Raw genomic sequence first — 15,577 nt, forward strand, 5'->3', positions numbered from 1 at the left:
GCCGATTTTCATTCGGAGCCGCCATGATCCCGCTGGTCTCACGTCGCAAGCTTCTGGCCGCTGGCGCCGTCCTGCCCATGATGGCGTCGACGCCATCATGGTCGGCTGCGACAGCATTCGACGCGGTCATCTGGGCGGGATCCGGCGACCGCCGATTTGGAGCGCCTGTCTATCCCAGCCTGTCCGCCGCCATCGCCGCCGCGCCAGCAGACGGACGAAAGCCGTTCCGCATTCTGGTGACCCGCGGCATCTGGACCGAGCAGGTCGTTGTGGACAAACCCTTCATCCATCTGATCGGCGAGGATCGGGCGGGGTCAGTGATCAATCACCTGGCGGCCTCGGGGCTGGCGGCGCCGGATGGCCGGATGTGGGGCACGTTCCGCACACCGACCCTGTTCGTGCGGGCGCCCGATTTCCATGCCGAGACTTTGACGATCAACAACGCCTTCGACGGTCTGGCCGAGATGACCAAGCCGAACGGCCTGCATTCGCACAATGGGGCAGGGCCGCAGGCCGTGGCCTTGATGATGGACAAGGGGTCAGACCGCGCCGTGATCCGCAACTGCGATATTCTCAGCTATCAGGACACCCTGTTCCCCGATGCAGGCGCGACCCTGTTTGATCGCTGCCTGATCACGGGCAGCTATGATTTCATCTTCGGGGGCGGGCGCGCCTGGTTCGAACGCTGCGAAATCCGGTCGCGCCTGCGGCCTGCCGATCCGGTCGAGGGCTATGTAGTGGCCCCCAGCACGCCCATCGAACAGGCTTACGGCTTCGTCTTCCACGACTGCCGGTTGACCAAGGATGCGGACGTCGCACGACACTCCGTCTTTCTGGGACGGCCGTGGCGTCCCTCCAGCGCCTTCCTGGATGGACGATATGGCGACCCGCGCTTCGTCGGAGCGGCGACCTTCCTTGACTGCTGGATGGACGACCACATCGCGCCGGCCGGCTGGACCGAGATGTGGTATACGGGACGCGACGGCAATCCGCGCACCATGCTCCAGCCTGAAGACGCCCGCTTTGCCACCTTCGGCTCGCGCGGGCCCGGTCGGGCGGAGTTCTCACGTGGTATGCGCCTGACGGGGGCGCAGGCTGCACGGATCAAAAAGGAGATGGTGCTCGCAGTGCTGTCAGCTTAATCGAGGCGGCCCGCAACTTGCCCAACCCGACGACATCTCAGGCGACAGCGACGGCCCACGCCGCATCCGCCCAGGCGCGGAAAAGGCGCAGGGTTGGTTGGCTGATGAGATTTCTTTGAGTGTAGAATGTATTGTAGGTCGCGGCGTGGGTGGTGAGGAAGTGCTGTGGTGAAGCCTGGAACTTGAACAGCTGCTGTTGCCGCTCTCGCCGGCCGACGGGCAGATGAGAGTGTCCGCCCAATAGTTCTCTCGCAATCGGCCCGGGGAATGCAGATGGCGCAGGCCAAGCTGGCTCAAAGTCGCCTGGTATGATGCGAGGCCATCGGTCACGATCTTTTCTGGCTCAACAGGCTGGTTTCGCAGCAGACGCCGGAGCAGTTTTAAGGCCGCATTGGTATCCCGTCGTGGCTGAACGATGACGTCCAGCACTTCGCCCTCATCATCCACGGCGCGCCAGAGGAACATGCGTTTTCCACCGATCAAGCAAACAACCTCGTCAAGGCGCCAGCGGGGAGAGGGGGAGAGGGCGAAGCTTCTTCAGCCGTCGTGCGATCTGAGGTCCGAACTTGATCGTCCAGCACCTGATCGTCTCATAGCTGACGTCGATTCCGCGCGCGGCCACTAGCTCTTCAACGTCGCGAAGGCTGAGGCTGAAGCGAAAGTAGAGCCACACGGCCTGCCGGATCACCTTCGATGGGAAGCGATGGCGCTTGAACGATAGCGGCTTCACGAAATGCGATCTCCGATCAGACTCTTAGGGGTCCGAAGTGGAGACAGGTTAGCGTTAGACTGACAGCACCGCCATCCTCTCAAGAGAATCCTGGATTGGCGACCTGAGACATGATCCAGGCGGTTGCTCCGTTTACGATTTCTGACGCTGAGGCGACGGACCCGCTCTCTTTATCTAGCTGAACAATCGCCACCAGGGCTTCCACGGGGTCAGATGGTGCTCGTGGTGGCGGCCGAAGTGGAAGCAGGTCAGCAGCGACAGGACTGGGCCGAACGGGCTGCTGCGGGCGTTGTGGTGGTCGGCGAAGGCGTCGTCGGTGTGGCGGTGGGGCAGCCAGGTGCCGAAGGTGAAGAGCTGGAGCGCCGAGAGCAGGGCGGGAGCGGCCCAGAAGACCAGCAGGTTCGGGATGTGCGCGCCCAGGGCGAAGACGGCGATGCAGACCAGCAGGGTCAGCACGGCCAGCTCGCGCCAGCCGAAATAGGTGCGGAAGAAGCCGTAGAACCACGGAAGAAAGGCGCGCGGGGCGTCGGCATGGAAGTCGGGATCGTCGGCGGTGCCGGGCGCGGCGTGATGGCCGTGGTGGGCGGTCTTCAACGGGGTGAACCGGAAGCCGGCGTAGAGGCCCAGGGCCAGGCTGCCGACCGCGACGTTCAGCCTGGGTCGGCCCGGCGCCAGCGAGCCGTGCATGGCGTCGTGCGCGACGATGAAAAGGCCCACGGACAGCCAGGTCTGGATCACGACGATCAGCGGGGCGATCAGAACGCTCCACGCCGTCCAGCGGTGAAGATAGACGCCGTAGATGTGCAGAACCAGCCAGGCCGACGCGATCATTCCGGCGAGCGTCAGACCGATCAGGGTCTGGTTCGGGACGATCCGGGGCGCAGGGGAGACGGCGGACATGGCGTCACACTAGCGCACTGTGCGCGGGTAAGCACCCTGTTCGCTTGCCGCATCCGTCGTCGCGTGTCACCTGTCGGGAATGCAGGCCGACGCCGTTGACACCTCTGGGGCTGATCTCCTCCTGATCGGCGGCGGCCTCGCCAACGGTCTGTTGGCGCTGCGCCTGTCGCAGGTTCGGCCCGACCTGGATGTCCGCATCGTCGAGGCGGCCGAGACGCTGGGCGGCGTGCACACCTGGTCCTTCTTCGAGGGGGATTTGACGGCGGCGCAGCACGGCTGGATCGACCCCTTGGTCGTGCATCGCTGGCCCGGCTATGCGGTTCGGTTTCCGCAGTTCGAGCGCAGTCTGTCCACCGGATATCGCAGCGTGACGGCCGAACGGTTCGCGGCGGTGGTCAGCGCGGCCTTGCCCGGCCGCATCATGCTGGGCGCGCCTGTCGTGTCGGTGTCCGAGACCGAGGCGGTCCTGGCCGACGGTCGGCGGCTGAAGGCGAGGGCGGTCATCGACGGGCGAGGGCCGGTCGGCACGCCGGACCTGGCGCTGGGCTTCCAGAAGTTCGTCGGGCTGGAGGTTCGACTGGCGGCGCCGCACGGCCTGACCGCACCCATCGTCATGGACGCCCGCGTCGATCAGGCGGGAGGCTATCGTTTCCTCTACACCCTGCCGTTCGACGACCGGACCCTGTTGATCGAGGACACCCGCTATACCGACGGAGCCGAGCTGGATCGCGACGTGTTCCGGCAGGGTGTGCGCGACTATGCCGCACAGCAGGGGTGGGTCATCGAGACGGTGCTGAGGGAGGAAGACGGCGTCTTGCCCGTGGCCCTGGACGGCGACATCGCCGCGCACCTGACCCGCATGGGGCCGACGGCCTTGAGCGGCCTGCGTGCCGGACTGTTTCATCCGACGACCGGTTATTCCCTGCCGGATGCGGTGCGCCTGGCCGATCATCTGGCGGACCTCTGGGCGAAAGATTTCGAAGGCGCGACCCTGGCCGCCGACATCCGCCGCCATGCGTGCGACGTATGGGTCGGGCGAGGTTTTTATCGGTTACTGAATCGGATGTTGTTTCGCGCGGCGCGCCCCGAAGAACGATACAGGGTGCTGGAGCGGTTCTATCGTCTGCCCCAGCCGTTGATCGAACGCTTCTACGCCGCAGGATCCACCCTCGCCGACAAGGCGCGGATCCTCAGCGGAAAACCCCCGGTGCCCCTGGGCGCCGCACTGACCTGTCTGGTCGAAAAAGGACGTGCGTGATGCGGGCTGCAGTGATCGGATCGGGTTTCGGGGGGCTGTCGCTGGCCATACGGCTGCAGTCGGCGGGCATCCAGACCACGGTGTTCGAGGCGCGCGATTTGCCGGGCGGCCGGGCCTATGTGTTCAAGGACAAGGGCTACACCTTCGACGCCGGTCCCACCGTCATCACCGATCCGTCGGCGCTGGAGGAACTGTTCGAGGCCAGCGGCCGCAAGCTGTCGGACTATGTCGAACTGCTGCCCGTCGCGCCCTTCTATCGGCTGTGCTGGGAAGACGGCGACGTGTTCGACTACGTCAACGACCAGGACGAGCTGGATCGCCAGATCGTGGCTCGCAATCCGGCGGACAAGGAAGGCTATCGCAAGTTCCTGGCCTATTCCGAAGACCTGCTGAAGGAAGGCTATCTGAAGCTGGGGGCCGTGCCGTTCCTGGACTTCGCTAGCATGATCAAGGCGGCGCCCGAGCTGATGCGGCTTCAGGCCTGGCGGTCGGTCTATGACAAGGTGGCCAGTTTCATTCAGGACGAGCACCTGCGCCAGGCCTTCAGCTTCCACTCCCTGCTGGTCGGCGGCAATCCGTTCGCGACCTCCTCGATCTATGCGCTGATCCATGCGCTGGAGCGGCGCTGGGGCGTGTGGTTCCCGCGCGGCGGGACCGGCGCCCTGATCCAGGCCATGGTGCGCCTGCTTGAGGACCTGGGCGGCGAGGTCAGGCTGAACAGTCCGGTCGAGCGGATCACCATGGCGAACGGTCGCGCGACCGGCGTGGTCGTGGGCGGCGAGACCCTGGCCTTCGACATGGTCGCGTCGAACGCCGACGTGGTTCACACCTATCAGCGCCTGCTGGGCCAGGAGCCGCGCGGTCAGAAGGAGGGCGCCAAGCTGGCGTCGCGGCGCCATTCCATGTCGCTGTTCGTCATCTATTTCGGCCTGAAGCGCGTCCACCCCGAGGTGCGCCACCACACGGTGCTGTTCGGCCCGCGCTATCGCGAGCTGATCGCTGAAATCTTCAAGGGTCCGGACCTGCCCGACGATTTCTCGCTGTATCTGCACGCGCCGACGCGGACCGATCCGTCCCTGGCGCCCGAGGGTTGCGACGCCTTCTATGTGCTGGCGCCCGTGCCGCACCTGGCCTCGGCTGACATCGACTGGGAGGTCGAGGGGCCGCGCTATCGCGACCGGATCCTGGCCTATCTGGAGGAGCGCTACATCCCCGGCCTAACCGCCGATCTGGACACCTGCCGCATCTTCACGCCGGTCGATTTCCGCGACCAGCTGAACGCGCACCAGGGCTCGGCCTTCTCGCTGGAGCCGATTCTGACCCAGAGCGCCTGGTTCCGGGTGCACAATCGCGACGACCAGATCCCGAACCTCTATTTCGTCGGCGCAGGCACCCATCCCGGCGCGGGCGTGCCCGGCGTGGTCGGCTCGGCCAAGGCCACCGCCGCCCTGATGATCGAAGACGCGAGGCTGCCGGCATGACCGACGCCGTCCTGGACCACAGCCGCCAGGCGATGGAGCAGGGCTCCAAGAGCTTCGCCGCCGCCGCGCGCCTGTTCCCGGCGGCGATCCGCGACGACGCCTGGATGCTCTATTCCTGGTGCCGACACTGCGACGACGAGATCGACGGCCAGGTCCTGGGCCACGGCGCGGTCGGCATCGACCCGGTGCTGGCCAGCGAAAAGCTGGTCGAACTGCGCGCCCGCACCGCAGCGGCCCTGGCCGGAGAGCCCCAGACCGACCCGGTCTTCACCGCCTTCCAACGCGTGGCGGATCGTCATTCCATCCCGGCCGAGGAGGCCATGGACCTGTTGCACGGGTTCGAGATGGATGTGGTCGGGCGGCGCTACGACACGCTGGAGGACACGCTGGACTATGCCTATCACGTTGCGGGCGTGGTCGGGGTGATGATGGCCCGGATCATGGGGGTCGAGGATGCGCCTACCCTGCGCCGCGCCCAGGATCTGGGGCTGGCCTTCCAGCTGACGAACATTGCGCGCGACGTGGTCGAGGATGCGAGGGGCGGGCGGGTCTATCTGCCGGGCGCTTGGCTGGACGAAGCCGGGGTGCCGCGCGATCAGGTCGATCAGCCCCAGCACCGCGCCGCCGTCGCCCGCACAGCCCAGCGCCTGGTGGCGGCGGCCGAACCCTTCTACGCCTCGGCCCGGTGGGGCTTGCGCGATCTGAACCCGCGTTCGGCCTGGGCCATCGCCACGGCGCGCGGCGTCTATCGGTCGATCGGCCGGCATGTCTCGCGCGCCGGGCCAGCGGCCTGGGACGGTCGGACCTCGGTCGACAAGGCGGGCAAGCTGATGCTGCTGGGGCGGGGCGGACTGATCGCCCTGTGGTGCAAGACGCTGGACGCCTGGCGCGAACCGCCGCCGCGTCCCGCCCTGTGGACCCACGTCTGAGGGTCAGCGCGCCGCGCGCCGCCGTTCCAGAACGAGCGATACCCCCAGGCCCGCCGCGCCGAGACCGGCCAGAACCGCCCAGCCGGCGACGACGCCCGGCGTGAACTCGGCCCGCCAGATCACGGCCTGATAGGCCTCGATGGCCCAGGCGTGCGGCGTGATCCAGCCCAGGGCGCGGAAGGCCTCGGGCATCAGGAAGCGCGGCGCCATCGACCCGCCCAGCGCCGCCAGCAGCAGAACGACGAAGGTGGTCAAGGGCTGGGCCTGTTCGCGCGAGCGACAGGCCGCCGTCAGCGCCAGGGCCAGACCGGCTGCAGAGAACCCGACCAGACCCGCCGTCACGGCCGCCGCCGCTGCCTGCCATGGCGCGAGGTCGGGCAGTTTCGCCCAGGCCGCGACGAAGACGGCGGCCGACTGCATTACCCCCACGACCGTCAGCCACGCCGCCCGCCCGGCCAGGATCGGCGCCAGGCCGCCCCTCGCCAGAGCCAGCCGCGCCTGAAGCCCCGAACGCCGCTCGTCCAGTCCGCCCATGGCCCCGTGCATGGCGGCGAAGAAGACGAACATGACGCTGACCGCCCCGGCGTAATAGGCGGCCTGGACATCGCCGGTCGGCCCGACCTGCACCGTCGCGACACGGGCGGTGGGCGGCGCGACCTGGCCGGACAGGGCGGCCGCCATCGGCTCCAGCCGCGCCTGAAGCGCCGCCGCCGCCACGTCGCGACCGGCGGCGGACATCACCACGATCTGGGGCGGACGCCCCGTAGAGGGGCGGATCAGGATGCCGGCGTCCGCGCGACCGTCGATCACCGCACGCTCCAGCTCGCCTGCATCCTCGACCGTGCGCAGCCGGGCGCCCATGTCGCGCGCCAGGGCGTCATGCATCGCCGCCGTCGCCGGGGTGCGCGCCGCATCGTGCATCACCACGGCCGTGTCGATCTCGCCCCGCGCGCCCGCGCCGAAGATGGCCGCGAACAGCAGATAGACCAGGGGCGGCAGCAGCAGCGTCAGCAACACCCCGGCCCGGTCGCGCCAGAAACCCCTGGCCCAGGCGCCCGCCACGGCCATCATGACGACGCTCCCGACAGATGCGCGACAAGGTCGTCCAACCCCGGCCGCCGCACGGCGACCTCTCCCCCCTCGCCATCGACCACGGCGGCCAGCATCTGGGCGACCGCGAGCGCATCGTCGCAGAGGCGACGCCATTCCAGCCTGTCGTCGGCCTGGATCAATCCGGCCTGGGCGAACCATTGGGCGGCGGCGTCCGAGGCCGGCCGCTCCAGACGAATGCTGAGCAGCCGCGCCGCGCCGAAGGCCTGGTGCAACAGGGCGTTCGGCGCGCCTTCCGCCAACAGCCGACCCTGCGCCAGCACGCCGATCCGGTCTGCCGTATCGGACACGAAGACCGCGTCGTGGCTGATCAACAGGCAGCCGGCGCCCGCCTTGACCGTCTCGCGCAGGGCGGCGGACAGGACGCCGCGCGTGCCGGCGTCCACCCCTTCCGTCGGCTCGTCCGCGATCAGCAATCGGGGCTGTCCGACCAGGGCGGCGCTCAGGTTCGCGCGGCGTCGCCATCCGCCGGACAGGGTGCGCACAGGCTGATCCGCGCGCGGACCGCAGCCGGTCAGATCGAGGGCGCGGTCCACCGCCGCCCGACGGTCACCGCGCGCGACCCCGCAAAGCCGCGCCGTCACCTCGACATTCTCGCGCGGCGACAAGGCGGGAAACAGGGCGCTGTCCTGGGGCGCCAGGCCGATGCGGGCGCGCGCCTGAGTTCCGTCGCCCACCGCCACACGCCCCCGGCGCACGGGCAGAAGGCCGCAAGCGACGCGCGCCACCGTGGACTTGCCCGCGCCGTTCGCGCCCAGCAGGGCGTAGACCTCCCCCGCGTTCAGGGTCAGGCTGAAATCCCGCAGCACCGGCCGGCCGTCATAGCCGGCCTCTATTCCGTCCAGGACCAGCGCCGGCGCGACGCTAGATCCCAAGATCGGCCTGCTGGAAGAGATCGCGGACATAGAGGGTCAGGGGGCTGTCGTGGCCGACCGCCTCGGCCGCCCTGGACAGGGACTGACGCACCGCCGCGCGGACGCGCCCTTCGCCCCACAGATCGACGAAGGTGGTCGTGTCCTGATCCTGGCCCACATCCTTGCCGACGGCGCTGGTGGTCGAACAGGCGTCCAGCAGATCGTCATAGAGCTGGAAGGCGAAACCGACCGACTCGCCGAAGGCCGACAGACGGGCCAGGTCGTCGGCGTCGCCCCCGCCCAGCAGACCGCCGCCGCGCACTGTCGCCACGAACAGGGCGCCGGTCTTCAGGTCGTTGATCTGACGCAGGGCCACGGCGTCCCGCTCTTGCGCGTCGTCGCGCAGGTCGCGCATCTGCCCCTCGGCCAGACCGTCGAAACCGACGGCCTGCGTCAAAAGGTCCAGCGTGGACAGGCGCACCTCGGCCGGCAGCCGGCTTTGCAGAATCAGTCGTGTGGACTGGTTCAGCAGGGCCACCGCCGCCAGCACGGCCGCGTCCTCGCCATGGCGGCGATGCAGCGTCGGTTGTCCCCGCCGCAGGACCGCATCGTCCATACAGGGCAGGTCGTCCAGCACCAGCGACGCCGCATGGACCATCTCCAGCGCACAGCCGTAATCCAGCGCATCGTCGGGACGCCCGCCCACATGGGCCGCCGCCAGCATGGCCAGCACCGGCCGAACCCGTTTTCCCTGTCCCAGCAAGGCCTCGCGCGCCGCCAGCGACAGCAGGCTCTCCGGCGACGGCGCCAGTTCGGTCAGGCGCGACTGGACCCGCAGACGCAGGTCGTCGGGCGCGCAAGGTTCGCATGCCACGGGCGGCTGGGGCCTCGCGCCGACGATCGCCATACAAGTCTCCTGGTGTCGTCTGACCGTCGCGTTGCGACGACGATCCGAACCGTTGTGATCGCATACGGCATCACGACCGCGTCGGATGCAAGCCGCCGTCGCCGTGTTTCCCGGTCATGAGATGCTCAGGAAAACCGGCTGGCTCAGGCGCCGCTGCTGGAAGAGCCGCGCTTCTGGGTCAGTTCGGCCTTCAGCGCTCGCGCCGACCGCACCCACAGAAAGCCGAACGAGACACAGCCTTCTTTCGTCCGTACCGCGTGGTGCAGGCGGTGCGCCTGGATGCGCCGCGTCCAGAAGCCTGACCGACCTTCGACGCCGGTCGGGAATCGCCGATGCACCAGGCCGTCGTGGAAATAGAAATAGATCATCCCATAGGCCGTCACGCCCAGACCGATCGGCAGGGCCCAGGCCCAGACGTGCAGGCCCAGCGCGATCAGAATGATCGCCGGCGCCGCGAACACCACGGCGAACAGGTCGTTCTTTTCCAGGACATCGTCGTGCGGTTCGTGGTGACTGCGGTGCCAGTCCCACAGCAGGCCGTGCATGACGTAGCGATGCATGGCCCAGGCGAAGACCTCCATCCCGAAGACGGTCACAAGGAACAGCAGGATCATCACCGGCAAGGACATGATCGCATCATAGGCGGTTTGAACGGCGCCCGCCACGACTTGACCCGGACATATGTTTGGCCGTCTGTGCGCCCATGCTGATGGACCTGCTCGTCACGACCCTCGCGCTCAGCCTGATCATCGGCGTGCGCTATCTGCTGGTCGGCGTCACGACACACTGGTTGCTGTGGGGCGGGCCGGGGCGGGGGCGTCAGTTGAACCACAAGGCGCCGGCCGCGAAACGCATCCGCGCCGAAATTATCGCCTCCCTGATCTCCTGCCCGATCTACGCCTTGCCGGCCGCCCTGGTGCTGGAGCTTTGGAAGCGGGGCGGGACGGCGATCTACGGCGATGTTCACGCCTGGCCGCTGTGGTGGCTGCCGGTCAGCTTCGTCGTCTATATGCTGGCCCACGACGCCTTCTATTATTGGGTCCACCGGGGGCTGCATCACCCGCGCGTCTTTCCCTGGGCCCATGCCGAGCACCATCGGTCGCGCGACCCCAGCGCCTTCGCCTCCTTCGCCTTCGACCCGGCCGAGGCCGTCGCCACCGCCTGGTTCCTGCCGGCCCTGGCCCTGTTCGTGCCTATCCATTGGGGCGTGGCCTTGGCGCTGTTGACCCTGATGACCGCGACGGCCGTGTTGAACCACGCGGGTCGCGAGGTCTGGCCCGCGTCCTGGCTGCACCGCGCACCGTTGCGCTGGCTGATAACCGCCACCCACCACGACGCCCATCACAAGCGTTTCAACGGCAACTACGGCCTCTATTTCCAGATGTGGGACCGCTGGGCCGGAAGCGAGATTTCACAGCGACGCGACACTTCGGCTGATCGTCCGCGATAGCGCAGCTTCATCGGAAGGCGGCGGGTTTCAATCCATGTCGCTGGAGCTTGTCGTATAGGGTCTTTCTGGGAACCTGCAGCTCATTGAGGACGGCGCCGATGTCGCCTCGATGGGCGTTAAGGGCGTCACGCAGCAGTTCCGCTTCGAAGCGGTTCATTCGTTCCGGCAAGCTAAGGCCTTGCTCGTGAGGACGCGACGCGTCATCCAGCGACAGGGCGACGCGTTCTGCGAAGTGGGCCAGTTCGCGGATGTTGCCGGGCCAGTCGGCCTCGACCAGCAGACGCCGAACATTGTCGCCGACGGCTGGCGGTTCGATCCCGTGGCGATCGGCGGCGCGGCGCAGGAAGTGGGCGAACAGCAGGGGGATGTCCTCGCGCCGTTCTCGCAAGGGCGGCACACGCAGCCGCACCACATTCAGCCGGTAATACAGGTCTTCGCGAAAGGCGCCGGTGCGCGCCGCCTCGCCCAGGTCGATCTTCGACGAGGCCAGTATCCGCAGGTCCAGGGCGCGGGGTTCGTTGGCGCCGATGGGGTGCACCTCGCGTTCCTCCAGCACCCGCAGCATCTTGACCTGAACGGCCAAGGGCATGCTTTCGACCTCGTCCAGGAACAGGGAGCCGTTATGCGCCCGCTCCACATGGCCGACGCGGCGACGCAGGGCGCCGGCGAAGGCGCCCAGTTCGTGGCCGAACAGTTCGCTCTCGATCAGACCGTCGGGCAGGGCGCCGCAGTTGACCGCGACGAAGGCGGCCAGCCGACGTCGGCCGCCGTTGTGGAGGGCGCGCGCGACCGCCTCCTTGCCGGTTCCGGTCTCGCCCTCGATCAGCACGTCCATTCTGGCGTCGGCGATCTGGGCGATGGTGGCGCGAAGGGCGGTGATCGCGCGAGACGACCCGGCCAGCGGCAGCTCCTGCCCGCCGTCCGAGGCCATGGCCAGCAGGCGGCGGTTCTCCAGCACCAGGCCGCGTTTCTCAAGCGCCCGGTTCAGGCTGTCCTGAAGGCGTTCGAACGGGAAGGGCTTGGCGACGAAATCATAGGCGCCGTCCTTCATGGCCGCCACAGCGTCGGTGATGTCGCCGTGGCCGGTGATCATGATGACCGGCAGGGCGGGGTCCAGAGCCTGCAGGCGACTAAGGAACTGGCGCCCGTCCAGACCGGGCATCCGCAGGTCGGTGACGACGACGCCGGGGAAGTCGGCGTCGATCCCCCTCAGCGCCGGCTCGGCGCCGGCGAAGGCGCGCACGTCATAGCCTTCCAGCGTCAGGCGTTCGACCAGGGCCTGGCGAAAGTCGGCGTCGTCCTCGATCAGGGCGACGGCGTTGGGGCGGGCGAACTCCATCAGGCGATCCTCAGCGTGGCGACGAAGGTCGCGCCTTCGCCCTCGTCGATCAGGTCAAGCTCGCCGCCGAAACCGGCGACCAAGTCGCGGCAGATGACCAGGCCAAGGCCCAGGCCATTGGCGCGGGTGGTGACGAAGGGGGTGAACAGCTGGGCGCGCACGGCGGGCGGCACGCCGGGGCCGTTGTCGGAAATGATCAGGCGAACACGGTCGCCCTCGCGCGTGACCTTCAGCATCAGCCGTGGCCGGTCGCGGCCTTCCAGCGCCTCGGCGGCGTTTTTGACCAGGTTGACGATCACCTGTTCCAGCCGGAATTGATCGGCGCGCACCGTGACGTCGGCGTCACCTTCGCGGATCAGTTCGACGCCGCCCTCGTCCAGCCGACCTCTGATCAGCAACAGGGCGCCGTGAATGGCGTCTTCCAGCCGGACCACGCCGATCTTGGGGTCCGACTTTCGGGAGAAGACCCGCAGGCCTTCGGTGATGGCGCCGATGCGCTGGGTCAGGTCGCCTATGCGCGCCAGGGCGCCGCGCGCCTTTTGCGGTTCGTCACGGTCCAGCAGGACGCCGGCGGTTTCGGCCTGGGTCTGGATTGCCGCGACCGGCTGGTTGATCTCGTGCGCCACACTGGCGACAATCTGGCCCAGGGCGGCCAGCTTGCTGGCCTGGACCAGTTCGTCACGAAGCAATTCGCGAGCGGTCTCGGCGCGGCGGCGCTCCTCGATCTGGCGGTTCAGGGCGGCGTTTGCGTCGCGCAGTTCGCGGGTGCGTTCGTCAATGCGCCGTTCCAGCTCCAACCGGGCCAGTTCCTCGGCGCGGCCGCGGACCAAGGCCAGCTGGCGACGGCGCAAGAGAAGCACGATCACGCCGCCTAAAAGGACAAGCACAAGCCCTGCAAACGCGCGCGCGGTCGTGACCGCAGTCTCGATGGCGCCACGCGTCGGAGACAGAAGATGCAGGGTCCAGCCGGGGGTCTCGGTAGAGACTGCGGCGTGCATCCAGGTTTGCCGGGGGCCATCGACAGAAGTCTGGACCAGACGCGGGCGATCGCCTGACGGAGTGCTGAAGGGGAGGGGGCGAAGAGCCTGGGGTTGAAGCGTCTGGTCCGTCAGAGTCAGGCGTCGGCGATGCGCATCCAGCGCCTTGGTCGTCCGAAACCGCCAGTCCGGCACGCTGGTGATCAGGACGACGCCTCCGGGACCGACGACGAAGGCCGGTTCGCCCGACGCACGCCATTCAGCCTCCAACGCGTTGAACTCGACCTTGACGACCACCACGCCCAAGGGGCGGGCGTCAGGTCCCTCCACACGGCGCGCAAGATAAAGACCGGGGCGACGCGAAACCGTGCCCAGGGCGAAAAACTCGGCCTGGCCGTCGCGCATGGCGTTGATGAAATAAGGCCTGAAGCTGTAGTCCGCACCGACAAAGCTCGTGGGCAGACGCCAGTTGCTGGCGGCTTGCGTTTGGCCATCGACCCCGATGACGTAGATGGCGGCGGCGCGTGTCTGGCTTGCCAGACCTTCCAGCTTTTTGCTGACGACATCGCCTGCAGCATATGGCCCGGCCGCCAGCAGGTCGGCGATGTCGGGATCTCCGGCCAGGGCGACAGGCAAGGAGCGGTGTTTTTCCAGCTCGCTGCGCAGGACGGCGGCATGGAGCGCGGCCGAGGCATCGGCCTGGCGGGCCAGTTCCGTCGTCACGTCGCGCCGTGCGGCTTCTCCAACACCGAACGCAGTGATCGCCGCCACGATCGCCCAAGCGGACACGAGCGCCAGCCACGGTCCTCGCGTCTGTTTTACAGAGCCCTCAATGGGAGCCGACGTCGTCATTCGACCACTGTGCGGATTATCGCACGAACTCGCCAGTCTTTTGCGCGAAAAACCGCATGAGGTTCATATGTGCCGGGTCAGTATTTCGAAAATAAACAATATAAAACAACAATTTATTGGCGATAAGGTATTCGCTTCTTCCCGTCGCCGAAATCACTGATGGTTCTATCGAACGGAGCGTGGCGAAGACCGCGTCCATCGAGGAAACCGCGAGATCGCGTTCTCGCCCATCAGGAGCCTATCGTGATCCAGATATCGTCAGAGGCCGCGCCAGTGGTCCGCAAGCCCTTCTATCGGCATCTCTACTTCCAGGTTCTCCTCGCCATTTTCGCCGGCGGCCTCATCGGGCATTTCTTTCCCACGTTCGGCGAGAGTCTGAAGCCGCTGGGCGACGCCTTCATCAAGCTGGTGAAGATGATCATCGCGCCGGTGATCTTCCTGACCATCGTCACCGGCATCGCGGGGATGCGCGACATCGGCCGGGTCGGCCGGGTCGCCGCCAAGGCCTTCGCCTACTTCCTGACCTTCTCGACGCTCGCACTGATCATCGGCATGATCGTGGCCAACCTGGTCCAGCCGGGCAACGGGCTGAACATCGATCCAGCCAGCCTGGATGCGAGCGCGGTCTCCAAATATTCCGAGCAGGCGCATGAGACGACCATCGTCGGCTTCCTGACCAGTATCATCCCCGACACCTTCGTCAGCGCCTTCTCCGAAGGCAATATCCTGCAGGTCCTGTTCGTCTCGGTCCTATTCGGCTTGGCCCTGGCCATGATCGGCGACGTCGGCAAGCCTGTCCTGAACTTCCTGGAATCGATCAGCACGGCCTTCTTCAAGCTGGTCGCCATCCTGATGAAGGCCGCGCCGATCGGCGCATTCGGGGCCTTCGCCTTCACCATCGGCAAATACGGCATCGGCTCGATCGCCAACCTGGCCGCGCTGGTCGCCACCTTCTATGCGACCGCCGCCATCTTCGTGGTCGGGGTGTTGGGCCTCGTCGGCTGGGCCAACGGCTTCAACATCCTGAAGCTGATCCGCTATCTGAAGGAAGAGCTGTTGCTGGTGCTGGGCACCTCCTCGTCCGAGGCCGCCTTGCCCAGCCTGCTGCAGAAGATGGAGCGGGCTGGCGCCTCCAAGTCCGTGGTCGGCCTGGTCGTGCCGACGGGTTATTCGTTCAATCTCGACGGCACCAACATCTATATGACGATGGCGGCCCTGTTCATCGCTCAGGCTCTGAACATCGACCTCAGCCTTCAGGACCAGATCGTGCTGCTGCTGGTCGCCATGCTCAGCTCCAAGGGCGCGGCGGGCATCACCGGCGCCGGCTTCATCACCCTGGCCGCCACTCTGTCGGTCGTCCCGGCCGTGCCGGTCGCGGGCATGGCGCTGATCCTCGGCATCGACCGCTTCATGAGCGAGTGCCGGGCCCTGACCAACTTCATCGGCAATGCAGTGGCCACCATCGTCGTGGCCCGGTGGGAAGGCGACCTGGACCGCGACGCGCTGCGAGACGCCCTGAATGGCGCGCCCCGTCCGATCGCGGCTCAGCCCGATCCGGCCGCCGGACCCGGCGACAAGGCGCTCATCACCGCCGACTAAGGCGTCTTCAAGAAGGCAGGCGGCGTCAGAGCGCCGTCTGCCCTCGGCG

At 67.3% G+C, this 15,577-nt stretch carries 13 protein-coding genes and 1 pseudogene; 6 read left to right on the forward strand and 8 right to left on the reverse strand.

The window, feature by feature from the left end; all coding sequences use genetic code 11:
* Positions 1–23: 23 nt before the first annotated feature.
* Positions 24–1,142, forward strand: a complete 1,119-nt coding sequence (locus ACP7BH_RS02050; RefSeq protein WP_425984139.1) for a pectinesterase family protein — start codon at positions 24–26, stop codon at positions 1,140–1,142.
* 37 nt (positions 1,143–1,179) lie between these two features.
* Here ACP7BH_RS02050 and ACP7BH_RS02055 read toward each other — a convergent pair.
* Positions 1,180–1,872 (reverse strand): annotated as a pseudogene (locus ACP7BH_RS02055) (IS6 family transposase).
* A 174-nt stretch (positions 1,873–2,046) separates the two neighbouring features.
* Positions 2,047–2,772 (reverse strand): fatty acid desaturase, encoded by a 726-nt coding sequence (locus ACP7BH_RS02060; protein WP_425984137.1) that lies wholly within the window; start codon positions 2,770–2,772, stop codon positions 2,047–2,049.
* A 79-nt stretch (positions 2,773–2,851) separates the two neighbouring features.
* Here ACP7BH_RS02060 and crtY point away from each other — a divergent pair, with 79 nt between their 5' ends.
* The 3 genes from crtY to ACP7BH_RS02075 are packed head-to-tail and all read left to right on the forward strand — an operon-like array spanning position 2,852 to position 6,440.
* Positions 2,852–4,030, forward strand: coding sequence for a lycopene beta-cyclase CrtY (crtY, locus tag ACP7BH_RS02065; RefSeq protein ID WP_425984135.1), 1,179 nt, complete (start codon positions 2,852–2,854; stop codon positions 4,028–4,030).
* A complete protein-coding gene (locus tag ACP7BH_RS02070) occupies positions 4,030–5,511 on the forward strand; it encodes a phytoene desaturase (protein ID WP_425984133.1) in 1,482 nt (493 codons plus the stop codon). The genes crtY and ACP7BH_RS02070 overlap by 1 nt, the downstream gene beginning before the upstream one ends.
* Entirely contained in the window at positions 5,508–6,440 is a 933-nt protein-coding gene (locus tag ACP7BH_RS02075) for a phytoene/squalene synthase family protein (RefSeq protein ID WP_425984131.1), read from the forward strand. Before ACP7BH_RS02070 ends, ACP7BH_RS02075 begins: the two co-directional genes overlap by 4 nt.
* Positions 6,441–6,443: 3 nt before the next feature.
* Here ACP7BH_RS02075 and ACP7BH_RS02080 read toward each other — a convergent pair whose 3' ends face one another.
* The 4 genes from ACP7BH_RS02080 to ACP7BH_RS02095 form a co-directional block, all read right to left on the reverse strand.
* Positions 6,444–7,511 (reverse strand): ABC transporter permease, encoded by a 1,068-nt coding sequence (locus ACP7BH_RS02080; protein WP_425984129.1) that lies wholly within the window; start codon positions 7,509–7,511, stop codon positions 6,444–6,446.
* On the reverse strand, positions 7,508–8,455 hold the full coding sequence (locus ACP7BH_RS02085; protein ID WP_426043323.1) for an ABC transporter ATP-binding protein: 948 nt from the start codon (positions 8,453–8,455) through the stop codon (positions 7,508–7,510). The genes ACP7BH_RS02080 and ACP7BH_RS02085 overlap by 4 nt, the downstream gene beginning before the upstream one ends.
* On the reverse strand, positions 8,415–9,311 hold the full coding sequence (locus ACP7BH_RS02090) for a polyprenyl synthetase family protein (RefSeq protein ID WP_425984125.1): 897 nt from the start codon (positions 9,309–9,311) through the stop codon (positions 8,415–8,417). Before ACP7BH_RS02090 ends, ACP7BH_RS02085 begins: the two co-directional genes overlap by 41 nt.
* 143 nt (positions 9,312–9,454) lie before the next feature.
* Positions 9,455–9,940: a sterol desaturase family protein gene (locus tag ACP7BH_RS02095; RefSeq protein WP_425984123.1), complete on the reverse strand. Its 486-nt coding sequence runs from the start codon at positions 9,938–9,940 to the stop codon at positions 9,455–9,457.
* A 56-nt stretch (positions 9,941–9,996) separates the two neighbouring features.
* Between ACP7BH_RS02095 and ACP7BH_RS02100 the strand changes: the two genes are divergently transcribed.
* Positions 9,997–10,761 (forward strand): sterol desaturase family protein, encoded by a 765-nt coding sequence (locus ACP7BH_RS02100; RefSeq protein ID WP_425984121.1) that lies wholly within the window; start codon positions 9,997–9,999, stop codon positions 10,759–10,761.
* Positions 10,762–10,768: 7 nt separating this feature from the next.
* On the opposite strand, the gene ACP7BH_RS02105 is transcribed toward ACP7BH_RS02100, so the two are convergent.
* Positions 10,769–12,100: a sigma-54-dependent transcriptional regulator gene (locus tag ACP7BH_RS02105; protein ID WP_425984119.1), complete on the reverse strand. Its 1,332-nt coding sequence runs from the start codon at positions 12,098–12,100 to the stop codon at positions 10,769–10,771.
* On the reverse strand, positions 12,100–13,866 hold the full coding sequence (locus tag ACP7BH_RS02110) for a sensor histidine kinase (protein WP_425984117.1): 1,767 nt from the start codon (positions 13,864–13,866) through the stop codon (positions 12,100–12,102). The genes ACP7BH_RS02105 and ACP7BH_RS02110 overlap by 1 nt, the downstream gene beginning before the upstream one ends.
* 309 nt (positions 13,867–14,175) lie before the next feature.
* Between ACP7BH_RS02110 and ACP7BH_RS02115 the strand changes: the two genes are divergently transcribed.
* Positions 14,176–15,528 carry a dicarboxylate/amino acid:cation symporter gene (locus ACP7BH_RS02115; protein ID WP_425984821.1) on the forward strand — a complete coding sequence of 451 codons (1,353 nt, stop codon included), beginning with the start codon at positions 14,176–14,178 and terminating at the stop codon, positions 15,526–15,528.
* Positions 15,529–15,577 lie beyond the last annotated feature (49 nt).

Origin of the sequence: Brevundimonas sp. TWP2-1, from assembly GCF_049897645.1 — a bacterium.
Taxonomy (GTDB): Bacteria; Pseudomonadota; Alphaproteobacteria; order Caulobacterales; family Caulobacteraceae; genus Brevundimonas.